14 protein-coding genes are annotated in these 15,143 nt (G+C 39.9%); 4 read left to right on the top strand and 10 right to left on the bottom strand.

The features are described 5' to 3' along the window. Positions 1-184: 184 nt before the first annotated feature. Positions 185-1,582: a H(+)/Cl(-) exchange transporter ClcA gene (gene clcA, locus PZ638_RS05930; RefSeq protein ID WP_272674047.1), complete on the top strand. Its 1,398-nt coding sequence runs from the start codon at positions 185-187 to the stop codon at positions 1,580-1,582. Positions 1,583-1,813: 231 nt separating this feature from the next. Here clcA and tehB read toward each other — a convergent pair whose 3' ends face one another. The 5 genes from tehB to PZ638_RS05905 all read right to left on the bottom strand — a co-directional run bounded on the left by tehB (position 1,814) and on the right by PZ638_RS05905 (position 6,318). Beyond that, positions 1,814-2,701, bottom strand: a complete 888-nt coding sequence (gene tehB, locus PZ638_RS05925) for an SAM-dependent methyltransferase TehB (RefSeq protein ID WP_004262097.1) — start codon at positions 2,699-2,701, stop codon at positions 1,814-1,816. Between the two features lie 121 nt (positions 2,702-2,822). Next, positions 2,823-3,902 (bottom strand): linear amide C-N hydrolase, encoded by a 1,080-nt coding sequence (locus tag PZ638_RS05920; RefSeq protein ID WP_004262105.1) that lies wholly within the window; start codon positions 3,900-3,902, stop codon positions 2,823-2,825. Between the two features lie 174 nt (positions 3,903-4,076). Continuing rightward, positions 4,077-4,850, bottom strand: a complete 774-nt coding sequence (locus PZ638_RS05915) for a hypothetical protein (protein WP_036958473.1) — start codon at positions 4,848-4,850, stop codon at positions 4,077-4,079. A 318-nt stretch (positions 4,851-5,168) separates the two neighbouring features. Continuing rightward, positions 5,169-5,747, bottom strand: a complete 579-nt coding sequence (locus tag PZ638_RS05910; protein WP_004262112.1) for a YceI family protein — start codon at positions 5,745-5,747, stop codon at positions 5,169-5,171. A 13-nt stretch (positions 5,748-5,760) separates the two neighbouring features. Then, positions 5,761-6,318, bottom strand: a complete 558-nt coding sequence (locus PZ638_RS05905) for a cytochrome b (RefSeq protein WP_094961347.1) — start codon at positions 6,316-6,318, stop codon at positions 5,761-5,763. A 381-nt stretch (positions 6,319-6,699) separates the two neighbouring features. On the opposite strand from PZ638_RS05905, the gene PZ638_RS05900 reads away from it, so the two are divergent. Beyond that, positions 6,700-7,329, top strand: a complete 630-nt coding sequence (locus PZ638_RS05900; RefSeq protein WP_004262116.1) for a glutathione S-transferase family protein — start codon at positions 6,700-6,702, stop codon at positions 7,327-7,329. A 142-nt stretch (positions 7,330-7,471) separates the two neighbouring features. On the opposite strand, the gene PZ638_RS05895 is transcribed toward PZ638_RS05900, so the two are convergent. Continuing rightward, complete coding sequence (locus PZ638_RS05895) at positions 7,472-8,092, bottom strand: malonate decarboxylase holo-ACP synthase (protein ID WP_004262117.1); 621 nt, start codon at positions 8,090-8,092, stop codon at positions 7,472-7,474. Between the two features lie 210 nt (positions 8,093-8,302). Here PZ638_RS05895 and PZ638_RS05890 point away from each other — a divergent pair, with 210 nt between their 5' ends. After that, the gene (locus PZ638_RS05890; RefSeq protein ID WP_110592172.1) at positions 8,303-9,271 is read left to right on the top strand and encodes an FUSC family protein; all 969 of its coding nucleotides are present in this window, start codon (positions 8,303-8,305) and stop codon (positions 9,269-9,271) included. Between the two features lie 139 nt (positions 9,272-9,410). Next, a complete protein-coding gene (locus tag PZ638_RS05885; protein WP_004262119.1) occupies positions 9,411-10,052 on the top strand; it encodes an NAD(P)-dependent oxidoreductase in 642 nt (213 codons plus the stop codon). Positions 10,053-10,130: 78 nt separating this feature from the next. On the opposite strand, the gene iolB is transcribed toward PZ638_RS05885, so the two are convergent. The 4 genes from iolB to PZ638_RS05865 form a co-directional block, all read right to left on the bottom strand. Further along, positions 10,131-10,961, bottom strand: coding sequence for a 5-deoxy-glucuronate isomerase (gene iolB / locus PZ638_RS05880; protein ID WP_004262120.1), 831 nt, complete (start codon positions 10,959-10,961; stop codon positions 10,131-10,133). Between the two features lie 143 nt (positions 10,962-11,104). Beyond that, the gene (gene iolE / locus PZ638_RS05875) at positions 11,105-11,998 is read right to left on the bottom strand and encodes a myo-inosose-2 dehydratase (protein WP_272674028.1); all 894 of its coding nucleotides are present in this window, start codon (positions 11,996-11,998) and stop codon (positions 11,105-11,107) included. A 30-nt stretch (positions 11,999-12,028) separates the two neighbouring features. Then, entirely contained in the window at positions 12,029-13,933 is a 1,905-nt protein-coding gene (locus PZ638_RS05870; RefSeq protein WP_272674026.1) for a bifunctional 5-dehydro-2-deoxygluconokinase/5-dehydro-2-deoxyphosphogluconate aldolase, read from the bottom strand. A 25-nt stretch (positions 13,934-13,958) separates the two neighbouring features. Continuing rightward, positions 13,959-15,092 (bottom strand): Gfo/Idh/MocA family protein, encoded by a 1,134-nt coding sequence (locus PZ638_RS05865; RefSeq protein ID WP_004262126.1) that lies wholly within the window; start codon positions 15,090-15,092, stop codon positions 13,959-13,961. Positions 15,093-15,143: the final 51 nt, after the last annotated feature.

Below are 15,143 nucleotides of genomic sequence, written 5' to 3'. Positions count from 1 at the left end.
CAAATGAGAACTATTCACAGTAATGAAAGTGTGCTATTCGTGCTGTTGGTTTTGTTTTCACTTTTCTTGCTTAAATGCACTATTTTGCATTTTATTTATATCCTGATAACGCTCTTACGATAACTCTTGTTATACTTACCTATAAGTGTTTGTTATTCCATCGTATAAAGAGAATCCAATAAAGATGAGCCAGGTAAATTCAGCTAGTAAATCTATGATAAAAACCCGATTGCGGATTTTTAAACGGCTAAAAGAATCAGATAAAACACCTGTAAAAATCTTACTACTTGCGGTACTCATTGGTGCGGCGGTCGGTCTTATCGGTTCACTATTTGAATTAGGAACAACTTGGATTAGCAACTATCGCGTGCAATCGGTGAGTGAATGGGTTGCCCCAAAATGGCTGATGGTTGTTGGGATGTTTTTTATCTCGGCACTTCTTGCCATGTTAGGCTATTACCTTGTTAAACGGTTCTCTCCTGAATCTGGTGGGTCTGGGATCCCAGAAATTGAAGGTGCATTACAGGATTTACGCCCCGTAAGATGGTGGAGAGTCATCCCAGTTAAGTTTATTGGTGGATTAGGAACATTGGGCTCAGGTATGGTATTAGGCCGTGAAGGACCAACCGTGCAACTTGGTGCGAACCTTAGCCAAATGTTTTATGATTTATTTCGTTTAAAAGATAATGAGTCACGCCACACCTTGCTTGCCTCTGGTGCGGCGGCAGGTTTATCTACAGCATTTAATGCCCCTTTAGCTGGCATCTTGTTTATTATTGAAGAAATGCGTCCGCAATTTAAATACAGTTTAATTTCAATTAAAGCGGTATTTATCGGTGTTGTTACCTCCACCATTGTCTATCGGCTAATCAATGGAGAAGCTATTGTATTAAATATCGGCCAATTTTCTTCTGCACCTATGAATACTTTATGGCTTTATTTAATTTTAGGATTAATGTTTGGTGTTATCGGTATCTGTTTTAATGGTTTTTTATTGTACCTACAAAGTAAATTTTTAGCATTTTACCAAAATAAAATTTCTCGCTTTGTATTGATGGGCGGGTTAATTGGTGGTGCTTGTGGTGCAATTGGCGTTTACCTGCCTGAAATTGTAGGTGGTGGATATTCCGTGATCCACCAGATGGTAGCAGGCCAATTTACCATCACTTTGTTATTCATATTCTTTGCTTTGCGGTTTTTAACTTCGACGATTAGCTTTAGCTCTGGGGCTCCAGGTGGTATTTTCTCTCCTTTACTCGCCCTTGGGACATTATTTGGTGGTGTTTTCGGCTACGCCGCCCTCGAAATATTCCCTAATTACCAAATTGAAGTGGGGACTTTCGCTATTGCAGGCATGGGAGCTTTATTTGCCGCAACCGTCAGAGCCCCATTAACTGGGATAGTCTTAGTTTTAGAAATGACAAATAACTACCAGTTAATCTTACCGATGATTATTACCTGCATTGGCGCCACAATGATGGCTCAATTTTTAGGTGGCAAACCGCTATATTCTGTATTGCTGGAAAAAACTTTAGCCCGTAGCGAAAAAGAAACCGCTCCGCCTGTCACTGACAAACCTTAAATAGTAGAAGCAAAAAGAGTTGCCGACAGCGGCAACTCAGACTGCTGACAAACATATTATGTTTGGCGGCAAGTCGAATAGGTTTTGAAAATAAACTAGGAAAATCAATTTATTGATTTTCGGCTGATAACACAAAGCGGGAAAAACCACGCTTTTATCCCGCTTTGTCAACAACCTCAGTTGCCGACAGCGGCAACTCTTTTATTAAGATAACCTATGCTAATTTCTTACTTACTTCTTCCTTGCAATGAGTGTTGCAAAATTTAATTTAATACGATTACCTTGTGAATCAGTGCGGTGTAAATGACCAGGGTTTTCGTTATATTTTAAAATATCCCAATCTTTATAATACCCTTCTAGCTCCCCTGGTTTTAAGAAGCATTTAAATGGCACTAAATCCAGCGGTGCATCTGGCGTTTCAACGGCACACACAATAACGTTAACTCCCCCTGGCAGGGTATGTTCTTGCATATTAGTAATAACATTGGCGATTTTTTCTCGCTGCAAGAACATTAGCACGACAGTGGAAATAATAAGTTCGTAGTTCTCTTGTATTTGGTGACTATTAATATCATAAACAGCCGTATGAATATTCTCTACCCCAGCTTGTTTTTTAACGAAGTCAATTGCTTGGATATGCTGAGGGTTGATATCTACCGAGGTCACGTCATACCCCTGCAAGGCAAGATAAAAACTATTACGCCCTCTTCCCGAACCTAAATCTAATGTTTTACATGGCTTACTCAGGTGATTCTCACACAAATAGCGCACTTCTGAATGTGGAGTCGTTAACCCATGCTCTTTATAAAATTTCAGTTCTGGTTTGCATAAAAATGCCAGTTGGCATTCCATGTCATCACTACAAGCAGAAATACGATGCCAAACTTGAGGTTCAATAATAGGCGGCTGGTTATGAATATCAAAGGTAAAGTGTTGCTCGCTGCCGTCTTCATTAAAAATGATAAAATCTAAAGAGCCTTTTAGCACTTTCAACTGTGCGTATGTATCCTCTTTTGTATTATGGCGCTCTTGGAACATTAACGGCAAAGAAGCTTTATTCCAAACTGGCATAGTTTTGTAACACACGAGATCATTCATATCATCACCAATAAGTTGCATTTTAAATGCATCTTATACCGTTCGTTTGCTATCTGCAAAACATTCATAAATTAATTATCGCGGGCTTGATTCATATCAACCCCCTATAGACCAAGAGGGCTGAAATACTTCATGGGCTCAGTTAATAACCTAACTGTTCCGCACTTAACCCTAAGAATTCAAAAGGTTTTGTAACTACATAACTGTTGGTCGCATCCCCTGAATAGATATGGCTCTGCTCTTCACCGAGGTCCAGCTTTTTCACTTTTCCAGTTTCCGCTGAAAAGTCAATTTTTGCCAAATCAGTCCAAAAAATATTTGGAGTTAATGCTGACTCGAAAAAGTAGAGCTGACGTTTATGGTCAACTAATGTCCGCCAACGTGTTGACGATATTTCAGGCGAATTTTCAGACGTCAATCCGTAAGGGACAGACACATTACGTACGACACTGAAAACACTGGCGACCGCTTTATTAGGCGTTGTTTTCTGAGGAATTGCATTAATATAAAACTGCGCGCGAGCAAATCTATCAGCGGAGCGGTTAGTCCCCGGTAACATTACAGTGCCACCAATTCCTTGCCAATATTCCTGCATTGCTAATTGCTTCTCATAAGTCGGCGAGTTAGTCATAACTTGATACTTGCGACTGTGATGAATTACCTGCTTACCATCGATATATTCAATAATCGCGCTATCACCACTCGCATCTGATAATGATAAATGTAAAGTCGCTAACCTATCTTGTCCTGGCACATTATCTGTTGCGACTACGAGTGGATTCTTTTCTAGCTCAGCAACAGCTTCTTCCACTGTCGCATAGTTATCTAGAACATATTGCGCCCATAAAGATATCGACAACGCAGGTTGCTTATTATCTATTTGAGGATATTTTGATTCCGCGAGCCACAGTAAATTGGCAACCAGACCTTCCTCGTTCACTCCATCCGTTGTTGAAATATCATAACCCGAGGCTATCACGCTGCCGTATTTTGATTTCCATTTTAAAGAGTTAGGCCCTGCAATGCCATCACGCTCCATCCCTCGAGGAAAGATCCATAGATTGGTACCAATATCGTATTTCCAATCCATTGTTCTTCCGGTCATTATTTGTTCATTTTCACCTAAATAAACAACTCGAGTACAAGCTTGGCTAACTGTAATCGGCATTGATATCGCAGCAGTTGCGGCAAGTGCTACGATACTTTTCTTAATAAATTGCATGCCATCTCCAAAATAGTTAAAAATAAATTTACATAATAAGCATACTACATAAATACGAATTATTTATGCTCAAAGAATAATGTATTAAAAAAAGTGCGATTAACACAATGAAATATAATAAATAATGACACAAAATGGCACCCATATTAACCAGTGCCATTTTGCTGGAAAGAATTAATTATTTACTGATGAAAATAAAGAACGTAGTAATGCAGCTTTTTTCTGATTATCAGGCATAGATAATATTTCATTATAGAAACTAATAGAAATACGGCACGCTAATGCAGGTGATTTCTTCCCTGCTTCTAAATTTCCAAGGATTGCGGTATCTTCACCATACTTTGCAGAAAGCCCACTAGCAAGCTGTGTTAATTCCTCAGAATACTCTTTTGGGGACATCAACGCCTGTTTTACACCAGCTTCACTTGAAATTAAGAGCTCATTGGTCGCTTGGATTTGTTTCAACAAAACAGCTTGGCTTTTTTGTGGTGGAATAATTTCCGCTGTTTCTCTTAAGTGCGGAAACAATGAATAAAAACACGTTTTTCCTGTTGGGTCTTCTTCTAATAAGATTTTCAGGTAATCATTCACTCTGCTAGTAAAATTAATTACGGAATCATCAGAAGCATATTCCATACGTTCTAGCACCAGCTTCATGACATTGCCAACAACCTGATCAAACAGTTGACGACGTAAATCTTCATTAGCTGGGTCGTATTGCGTGATTAGATGCTCAAAACTTTGATAGGTTTCAGGGCTTATTTTCTTCACCGTCGCGATAATCGGCAGTTCTTTTTCAACTTGGGCAAGTGCCTCTGAATGAATTGCACTATTATTTTCTGTAGATAACACATTATTATCTTTACTTAACCAATAAAAACCGAATGCGAATGCAATAAAAATAATGCTAACAATTAATGCGGTTTTACGTGAGTTATTTGTATTCAAAGTTACCCTGCCTTTTCTTGGTAAAACGGTTCCCACAAACACTTTCAAGCTACTTATATACTGTAGAACCCATCGCATATAATGTCATGGCATCTAAAAACAATAGTCATCACGGAGCTAGACTATTAATACCACGAATTGACCTATAAAAAGTGATAATGTTTATTTTAGCTTGTATCAAAGTCGTCAAGCTATAGGAATAAGGGAAAATGCGAGGCTAAGACGGGAGAATTTGCCATAAATAAACAATTTAGAAAACGCTGGATATAAAAAAACCTTCAAGACTTGAAAGCTTGAAGGTTTATTATGATAAAAATCTTATTTAACTTGAACACCTTCAACTGAAATCAACAGTTGTGCTTCTTGAGATTTAGGACCCAAATCAGATTTGATGTTAAATTCTTTCAGCTTAATATTACCTTCAGCTTCAAAACCTGCACGGTATCCACCCCAAGGATCTTTACCTTCGCCCATTAATTTAGCATCTAATGTAATCGGCTTAGTAACACCATTTAAAGTGAAATCACCTGTGATTTTGTATGTTTCACCGTCTTTCTTCACTTCTGTTGAAACGAATTTTGCTTCAGGGAATTTTGCTGCATTTAAGAAATCACCACTGCGTAAATGTTTATCACGCTCTGCGTGGTTAGTGTCAATGCTGCCTGTCTTAATAGTTACTTCGACTTTATCTTTTGATGGGTCTTTTGCATCATAAGTGAAAGACCCATCAAAGTCTTTAAAACTACCATATACCCAGCTATAACCTAAATGCTGAATACGAAATTCAATAAACGCGTGTTGGCCTTGCTTATCAAATTGGTAAGTTTCTGCTAATGCTGAACCTGCCGTTAAAAAAAGTGCGCCAGTAGCCAGACCAAGAACCGTTTTCTTCAACATAATTATCTCCACGTTACTTATCGGGGTTAAAACCCAACATTCTTTTTAATGTAATATCACGATCAAAAAAGTGATGTTTAAAAGCTGCAAAAGCATGCAACACTGATAATAGAACCACTGCCCAAGCTAAATATAAATGAACTTCACCTGCTGTATCTGCTTGTGTTGCAGCACCCGTAAATAGTGCAGGAACCTCAAACCAATCAAATACACTGATAGGCTGTCCATCAGCGGTTGAGATTAAATAACCACTGATCAAAATACTGAACAAAATAATATAAATCAGAATTTGAACAATAATAGAGCTAGCTTTCGTTAATTTACTGTAGCTTGCTAATGGCTTCGGTGGCGGTGAAATAAATCGCCAAATCACACGAAATGCCATAACAATAAATAATAATATTCCTATACTTTTATGTATCTCAGGAGCTTGATGATACCAACTATCATAATAGCCTAGTGTCACCATCCATAAACCTAAAGCGAACATTCCATATACGACAATTGCGACTAGCCAATGTATGAGCAAAGAGATATGCCCATAGCGGCTTGCATTATTTTTCCATTGCATGATAAAAACCATTTAGAGAAGAAGGTAATATTTTATTAACTAAGCCGTAATAATCATAAGGTGAAATTAATTTTATTCCTATCCCAAAGTTAAACAAATATTTTGTTGAAGACATTCAAATACGATCAACATAATGAAAAATAGATTACTATTTGATTTTGTCTAGTTTTAATTATAAAAGTTGAATAAAGATTTTTCCAGTTTTGTAAATGGTCGTAACTAAATACTTAGTTCATTTATTTATTAATTTCAATTAAATCTAGCTTATTCCTAATAGATATAAGCTGTTATTCATAAAATAACATTTGTAGGTCTGCCTTTTTCCCCATACATTGGTATTCTTTCTTTTAACATTGCAAACTGATTGATAGGTTAAATACTATGTATAAACTTTGGATAGCAAATAAAAACTACTCTTCATGGTCACTACGTCCCTGGGTTTTACTAAAGGTATTACAGATCCCGTTTGAAGAAAATTTGTGTTTATTTGAAAACGGCAAAAGCAGCCATGAAAAATTCAGTCGTTTTTCACCTACAGGCTTAGTCCCTTGTTTAATCGATGAAAACCAAACAATATGGGATTCTTTAGCCATCTGTGAATATGTTGCAGAAGACTACCCTCAAGTCTGGCCAAAAGAGCGAAAAGCCAGAGCATGGGCTCGTAGTGCAAGCGCAGAAATGCACTCGGGTTTTAGTGCATTACGCCAGCAATGTCCAATGGACGGTACTCATAATTCGCCACTTAACAATATTTCAATTGAATTACAAACCGACTTAAATCGATTGCAGAAATTATGGCAGGATGGGTTAAACCAATTTGGTGGTCCTTGGCTTGCAGGTAGTGAATTTACGGCTGTAGATGCTTTTTTTGCACCAGTTGCCTTTCGAATTCGCAGTTATCACTTACCTGTAAACCCAGCTGCCAAACAATGGGTTGACCGAATTTTAGTTTTACCCGCAATGAAAGAATGGCATGAAGCAGGTTTACAAGAACCCTATATTGAACACTAAAAATAGGCTAATCGGGAGGCATTATATGCCTCCAGCTTTATTTGATTAGTAAAAAATCACCTGCTCGAACATCAAAATTAATATTTAACCAATTTGTCGGTCATTCAAGCTACATTAGGTTGTTTAACAGACAAACAGCGGGCTATAATTTTTCATTCCACGGGTCTGCGGTCATAATATCGCCAAGTGGTGTGTGTAATGTAACCTGTTCATTTTTAAACCACTCAGCTAATGAAAACCCACCTTTAGGGGTTTCGATATGAATATCAATTGGGCAATAAGGAGTATTCGCCTTAATTGCAAACTCAGCAAAATCTTCTTTTTCTTGACGATGTGGACAGCGAATGACCACATCAAGGTCGCAGTCTGACAACATACTTTGGATATCTGTCGCTAAAGTGTAAGCACAACTCCCTGTTACTCCCCATTGCCAAGGCCATTTAGTCTGTGAAATGATCCATAAAACCTGCACTGGTGGTAAAGCGATAAACATTGAACGTTGTAGTTCCACCGAATTCGCCACCAAGGATTCCACATTCATAATGTGCGTAATTGCAGATTTTTCAATTTGTGTTGTGACGCGTTGGTGTGGCTTAATTCCTCTAATTGCAACAGTCAGTTTATTCTCATCCGCTTTATTTCGGTATACCGTCAACGGTAACTTACTGTTCCACTGTGAGCCGACCCATTCAGGAAGCGATTCTATCGCGACATCATTATTGCTGCCGACCCAAACAAAATCATGAGGATTGATTATTTGCATTTTATTACCTTTATGATTGCTACAACTGCTCTCCCCTATTATGCCTTTTTTGTCACATAAAAACAGAATATCGCAACCAACAATTCAACACATGCCATTTAATGGTAACTTGTCATAAATACTGAGTTCTCACCTTGAAATTTTATACCGTATATTATTTAATTACGTTATTAATTAATAGGTTAAGCCTCTATTTGTGAGCATCGGATTATGAGAACGTTTCCTGCTATCCACGATGGAATTATTTTTACCAGTTGTATGTTTTTTAGCGCCGCAACCGCTTTTGTGATCTTAGATGCACAAGCTGCGATGTGGGCAACATTCTCAACGCTGTATTCCTTTAATTTATTCAATGCAGCAAAAGAATATAAGAATTATGCCTATACCGCTTGTTGTTTATTGATGATTTTAGTCGCTATTTTTATCGGTGATACGTTACGCCTTGGTACCGCATATTATATTTATCTCGCCATTTTTTCGTTCATTTACTACCAATTGTATGGCACAGATCCTGCTATGGATTTAACCATGAAATTTATGATTATCATGTCGACAATTGGTACCATTTTACCTGATATATCCAAAAGCTTAGCGTTAGGGTTTATTATTGGTAGTGGAGTAACGTTAATTACGTATTATGTCCTTAGCCATAAAATGACACGCCATAGTGTAATAACGAGCGCTTTAGTTGAACAAAATTTGTTTACGTTGAGAAAAAATATTATCCCACGCTCAATGATTTATGCTTTGGGGCTATTACTCGCGCTCGCTATTCCTCGCAGTATAGATCTAGGGCACTTTTATTGGACATTACTGACCTTCGTTTTTGTATTGCATCCAAAATCACAAAGTATCGTTAAAATTACTTTGCAGAGGGTCTTAGGCAGTCTTATTTCTGTCTTATTATTGTATTTTTTATTCAATTTACCCTTTATGCCGTATATCGGTTTAATTGCAGTCGTGGTGTTCGCCTTTTTAATGCCGATGAGCTTTCATTACGGATATACGTTTATGACGTTTGTCGTGACAAGCTTAATTTTGTCCATTCTTGAGCTCGTTATATATTGGCGTCACCCAACCTATGAATTATTGTTTGACCGCGTTCTTGAAACCGCCTTAGGAGGAACCATCGCCATTATGACGAGTATTATTTTAAAGTTATTTAGAGAAACGAAATAAAATTAAGCATATTCCCCAATAAGAACGTTTGTTCTATACTCAAAAAGAACACATTGGGAAAACAAGTCTTAGTCCTAAAGCCTAGCCCTATCAGTATCATTATTCTTGAGTGAGGCACTCAAGCAAAGAGGAACTGAAGATGAAAATATCGATTATTGGCGCAACGGGTTTTGTCGGCAGAGCATTAGTCGCTGAAGCGTTGCTTCGGCACCACCAAGTGACGGCTATTTCTCGTCATAGTAATCAATTATTTCAGCACGCTCTTTTAATCACCGCCGCTGGTGATATTACAGATATCCCATGGTTAACCTCTCGGCTTAAAGGACAGGATGTCATCATCAGCGCGTTTAATGGTGGCTGGCAAAATCCGAATTTGTATCAAGATACCGTGGCAGGAAACCAGGCCATTTTACAAGCAGTACAAAAATCGATGGTAAAACGATTTATTGTGGTCGGTGGTGCAGGAAGCCTAAAAATTGCTTCAGGTATTGATTTAATTGATTCCCCCGATTTTCCTGCCGAAATAAAACCAGGCGCTCAAGCAATGAGGGAATTTAAGAACCAATTACAATCCATTGATTCATTGGATTGGACCTACATTTCCCCAGCCGCAATACTCGAGGAAGGAGAAAGAACAGAAACCTTCCGTCTTGGAGGCGAACAATTGCTGATGAATGGCAACGTTCCTGCGAAAATATCAGTTGAAGATTTTGCGGTAGCTGTACTTGATGAGGTAAATAATAGGCAGTTCATTCGCCAACAATTTACTGCAGCATATTAAGTTTAACCGAAAAAAGCCGGTAAATATTTACCGGCAAAGATAGATAACAGAACTTAATTCACATATTTCTACTTTAACTTACTTTTCACTATGTTTCGCTGCATAGATTTCACTATTCACCCAGTTATGGTCTTTTTCCCATGTAAATAACCACTTACGGGTTGGCCCTGCCATCACATTAAGGTAATAGTTATCATAACCAGCCACTGTCGCCATTGGGTGATACCCTTTTGGTACCATAACAACATCTTTGTTATACACCGCCATACATTCATCTAACTCGCGATCATCCGTGTAAACGCGCTGCATACAGAAACCTTGGGAAGGATTTAAACGATGATAATAGGTTTCTTCTAGATAAGTTTCATTGGGTTCATTATCGGTATCATGTTTATGGCTTGGATAAGAGCTAGTGCAGCCTTCATCTGTAAAGACCTCCACGACTAATAAGCTATCAGCGGCTTTATCATCCGGCAAAATATTATGCACATAGCGTTTGTTATAACCATGGCCACGTTGTTCCGCACCAATATCATCAGGGCCAATTAAACGAGTTGGGTAAGTTCCTTTTCCTTTTGCCCTGCAAACTGCCAATTCAAGGTCGGTATCCGCCATGACCTCAGCAAACTCTTGCGCTGTAACATACACCGCATACGGCTTTTTACGCTCGAAAGGATCCATACGGTCACCAATATTTTCAAACGCTTGATTCGGTGTTTTAATTGTCGCTTTACCCGCCACCAGCACTAAGCACATTTCATTTTCAGAGGCAGGCAAGGAGATAGACTCGCCTTGTTTTAATTCATAAACATCAAAGTGAACATATCCCCAGTTAGCGATTTTCGGAGTGATATGCTGAGTTCGCTTATGTGCATCTGGAGCATGGTATTTCGACAATAATTTTGACATAACTTTCCTCTGACACTTTTTAGGTTCTAGATATGTAATTCTTTTCAGTTACTAACCGTTTCATCAATTAAACAGTTCAGTTTGTGGCTAGAGTCAGCAAACAAAGCTAACAACGCCACAGACTGAAATATGACGACGACGATTTAGATTAAGCCCGCATCCTTAGCAAATTTAGACAAATTGTTGTAACCCAATGTGGCATAAGTCAATGGATGTGCAATCGCAGGGTCTTGCTCTGCTTCGACCACTAACCAGCCATTTTCATATTGGCTATTTTTCAATACTTTAAACACTTCTGGATAGTTAACGCAGCCATCACCGGGTACCGTGAACACCCCTGCTAATACTGCATCTAAGAAACTGGTTTTACGGTTTTTAACATCTTTTAGAACATCTGCACGGACATCTTTGCAATGCACATGATTGATACGTTTTGCCCAGCGTTTTGCCACTTCAACAGGGTCTGCACCAGCAAAGGTTAAATGCCCTGTATCCAGTAATAAACCGACCTCATCGCCCGTGTGCTTCATTAGGTTATCAACATCTTCTGCTGACTCAATCACGGTTCCCATATGGTGGTGATAGGCGATTTTCACGCCTTGAGATAAGGTATATTTCGCGAATTCGGTCAGTTTCTTACCGTATTCTTCCCATTTATCGGCTGGGAACAATGGACGCATATGAACAGGTTTGTTTTGGTCGCCATGAATACAGTGAGTCACTTCCGCGAAAACCATCACTTTAGCGCCTAAATCACGTAGCAATGCTAAGTGCTCTTGTACCGCTTCAATTTCTTCTTCCACACTGCGAGATAATAATTCTCCCGAATACCAGCCTGAAACCAGTTGTAAATCATGCTGCTTTAAGATCGGCCCTAAGATTTCCGCTTTACGTGGAAATTTATTACCTAGCTCAAAACCAGCGAAACCCGCTTGACGACCTTCAGTTAAACATGTTTCTAGAGACGTTTCTGCCCCTAAAGTGGGTAAATCATCATTCGTCCATGTCAACGGGTTGATACCAAGTTGGATTGCCATGATGAAGCTCCTGTGTAGGTAAAAGTAATATTATTTACGCTGACGCCATAGGGCTATCAGGTTTAAGTAATTGGTTTTGATTTTCTGCACCAGCTCATCGTCATTGATTTCACCTTTCATCCACTCCAACGAAGGCTTACCAAATAAAGTGCGGCCAACAGCAAATCCTTTGACGATTGATTTCCCAGCGGCTGCGTTGAAGCCTGCTTGTAGCTCAGCTTGTGGTGCGTCAAGTCCTAAGAGCACGACACCGCGGCAATAAGGGTCACGTTCTTGAATTAATTGATCAACTGCATCCCAGTTTTCCGCTTGTAGTGGTGGCAATTTCCACCAATCTGGTTTTATACTTAAGTTATAGAAGCGTTTGATTGCGCGTAAATACAGCTCATCGTTGCGTTCCATATCTGCGGGCAATATCACCTCGAGCAACAATTCATGCCCTGATTGGCAGCAAGCGCTATACACTTCTTGAACCGTTTTTTCTTGCTCTAAGCGCAGTGGATGGTTGTCTTCTGGGTGAAAAAATACCAAACATTTGACAATATGCTCTTTTGGCCAGCTAATCAGCTGAGAGCCAATATTCCCATGCTCTAAGCATAATGGTCTTGACGCAGGTAGCTCAATTGGGCGGCCTATCCACCAACCACGGCCGGTTACATCATTCAATACGTCTTGGCCAAATGTACTATCACAGAGTAACCCTGCTTTCCCCTGCAGATTTGCCTCTTCGGCCACTTCACTACTAGCGCGGTAAATCAATTTTTTCAGGGTTGGAATGCAAGAGATATCAACCCCTGCGAGGCGTGCCATATCAACAAATTGAATGCGGTGGTCAAATGCCATAACACAAAGTTCATTCCATTGTGTGCTACGTGAAGTCACACGGTGCAAATGGTTAAGCATCGGGTCGAGATCTGGGCGTGTAACTGCTGCTGCACGCTCAAGGTAATTATCCAACTCGATTTTTGTTGGCATTGCAGGCGCACAGCCATGGCGCGAAACCACTAAAGCCCCACAAGCATTCGCATAAGCGCAGGCTTTTTCCCAACCATCGCCGTTTAGATAACCGCGAAGTAGGCCAGACATAAATGCATCACCGGCACCTAATACGTTGAGAACTTCAACTCTCACACCATGAACGGTGATCCCTTCGTCCAACGTTTCTGGGATCTCACCACTAAATACCGAGCAGCCAAGAGAGCCGCGTTTACACACCAGTTCCGCATCCGTTAATTGGCGAATGTTCTTAAGTGCTTGTACGGTATCCGTCGTCCCGCCTGCAATATGAAATTCTTCTTCTGTACCGACAATCAAATCGAACATCGATAATACGTCTTGCAGTTGTTGCGTGACACTATCGGAAGCAATAAAACGCGTTTCACCATCACCCAAAGAGGTCAGTCCCCATAAGACCGGGCGATAATCAATATCAATGGCTGTTTTGACATTATTACGTTTAGCATATTCCAACGCTTTTAGTACTGCCGCGCGAGTTTTCGGGTTAGATAAATGCGTTCCTGTAATTGCCAAGCAGCGTGCAGATGCAATATATTCTTCAGAGAAATCGTCTGGCGTAATCGCCATATCTGCGCAGTTATCACGATAGAAAATTAATGGGAAAGTATCCTGATCTTTAATCCCTAAGATAACTAATGCCGTTAATCTGTCTTTGTCTGTAATAAGATGGCTAGTATCACAGCCTACACGCTGTAACTCCTCACGTAAAAAGCGCCCCATGTGTTCATCCCCCACACGGGCAAGCATTGATGATTTCAATCCTTGTATTGCAGTGCCGAATGCAACGTTTCCTGAAGAGCCGCCTAAATATTTGGCAAACGAGCTCACATCTTCTAAACGAGAACCTATCTGTTGTCCGTACAGGTCAACGGCAATACGGCCCATACAGATAACATCTAACTTCTTCTGCTTATCCATTAATTACCCCTTAACTACAACAGAATTAATTGATTTCTTTAACGTTAACCCAACGTTGTTCGTCATATGAACGTGCTATCGCGTCTAATATTCGTGATACTTTCCAGCCTTCTTCAAAATCAGGCCACATTGGCTGCCCTGTTGCAACGCCATCAATTAAATCACGCACTTCAACTGTTTTTTGGTCATTGAAGCCAATACCATGACCTGCAGCATTACAAAATGGTGCATAATCCGGGTGTTCTGGCCCAACAAAAATTGTTTTAAAACCTTGGCGGTTGCTAGGTTCATCATGGCGATAGAGCTTTAGCTCTGCCATTCTTTCTTGAGTGAAAGACAACGTTCCTTTGGTGCCGGTCACCACATAGGTTAGCCCCATTTTACGGCCAGCTGCGATTCGTGAAGTTTCAATGACGCCCATTGCGCCACCAGCAAAACGTACCATGGCATGCGCTTGGTCTTCATTTTCAACCGTAACCATAACGGTTGAACCCGTTTTTTCAGGGCGCTGTTTAATCACAATTTCCATATCACCACAGACGGTTTCAATATCCCCTACTAGGAATTGCGCCATATTGATAATGTGTGCAGACAAGTCCCCCAAAGCACCTAACCCTGCTTTTTCTTTAAAACAATGCCAGTGAATTGGAGCGCTAGGGTCAGCCATATAATCTTCATTATGAGTGCCATAAAAATGGATAACTTCCCCGATTTCGCCATTTGCAATGATTTCTTTGGCTAGCTGCGAAGTTGGGTTTTTCATATAGTTAAAACCCACTAACGTTAAGACGCCGGCTTGTTTAGCCGCTTCGACCATTTCTTTGGCATCTTCAGAATTGAGTGCTAATGGTTTTTCACAATAAACATGTTTACCATGCTTAATTGCCTCCATTGCCATTTCTTTGTGCAGGAAATTAGGCGAGCAAATATCTACTACATCAATATTTGGATCTGCAACTAATTTGCGCCAGTCATCCGTTGCACGATTAAAACCCATTTCCTGAGCTCGGGTTTGTGCTAGCTCAGGGGTAATTTCTGCAATCATTTCGCGAACCAATTTCCCCTGCAATGGAAAAACGGTTGGTGCTTGTGCATAAGCAATGGCATGAGCTCGTCCTATATAGCCAGTACCTATCATCCCGATACGGATCTCTTTCATCTGTTCTACCTCTCGCTCATTTCCTGTAGTGCAATAGCTGGCCCAATATTC

The sequence above is a fragment of the Providencia hangzhouensis genome, from assembly GCF_029193595.2.
Classification (GTDB): domain Bacteria; phylum Pseudomonadota; class Gammaproteobacteria; order Enterobacterales; family Enterobacteriaceae; genus Providencia; species Providencia hangzhouensis.
Note: the sequence above shows the minus strand (reverse complement) of the source record. Positions and strands in the feature narration are given on the sequence as shown.

Excerpts from the sequence above, each read along its gene's own strand:
- PZ638_RS05920 (WP_004262105.1), bottom strand. The coding sequence starts at position 3,902 with ATGCAATTTATTAAGAAAAGTATCGTAGCACTTGCCGCAACTGCTGCG.
- PZ638_RS05885 (WP_004262119.1), top strand. The coding sequence starts at position 9,411 with ATGAAAATATCGATTATTGGCGCAACGGGTTTTGTCGGCAGAGCATTA.
- iolB (WP_004262120.1), bottom strand. The coding sequence starts at position 10,961 with ATGTCAAAATTATTGTCGAAATACCATGCTCCAGATGCACATAAGCGA.
- PZ638_RS05900 (WP_004262116.1), top strand. The coding sequence starts at position 6,700 with ATGTATAAACTTTGGATAGCAAATAAAAACTACTCTTCATGGTCACTA.
- PZ638_RS05890 (WP_110592172.1), top strand. The coding sequence starts at position 8,303 with ATGAGAACGTTTCCTGCTATCCACGATGGAATTATTTTTACCAGTTGT.
- clcA (WP_272674047.1), top strand. The coding sequence starts at position 185 with ATGAGCCAGGTAAATTCAGCTAGTAAATCTATGATAAAAACCCGATTG.
- PZ638_RS05910 (WP_004262112.1), bottom strand. The coding sequence starts at position 5,747 with ATGTTGAAGAAAACGGTTCTTGGTCTGGCTACTGGCGCACTTTTTTTA.
- PZ638_RS05865 (WP_004262126.1), bottom strand. The coding sequence starts at position 15,092 with ATGAAAGAGATCCGTATCGGGATGATAGGTACTGGCTATATAGGACGA.
- PZ638_RS05870 (WP_272674026.1), bottom strand. The coding sequence starts at position 13,933 with ATGGATAAGCAGAAGAAGTTAGATGTTATCTGTATGGGCCGTATTGCC.
- PZ638_RS05905 (WP_094961347.1), bottom strand. The coding sequence starts at position 6,318 with ATGCAATGGAAAAATAATGCAAGCCGCTATGGGCATATCTCTTTGCTC.
- iolE (WP_272674028.1), bottom strand. The coding sequence starts at position 11,998 with ATGGCAATCCAACTTGGTATCAACCCGTTGACATGGACGAATGATGAT.
- tehB (WP_004262097.1), bottom strand. The coding sequence starts at position 2,701 with ATGCAACTTATTGGTGATGATATGAATGATCTCGTGTGTTACAAAACT.
- PZ638_RS05895 (WP_004262117.1), bottom strand. The coding sequence starts at position 8,092 with ATGCAAATAATCAATCCTCATGATTTTGTTTGGGTCGGCAGCAATAAT.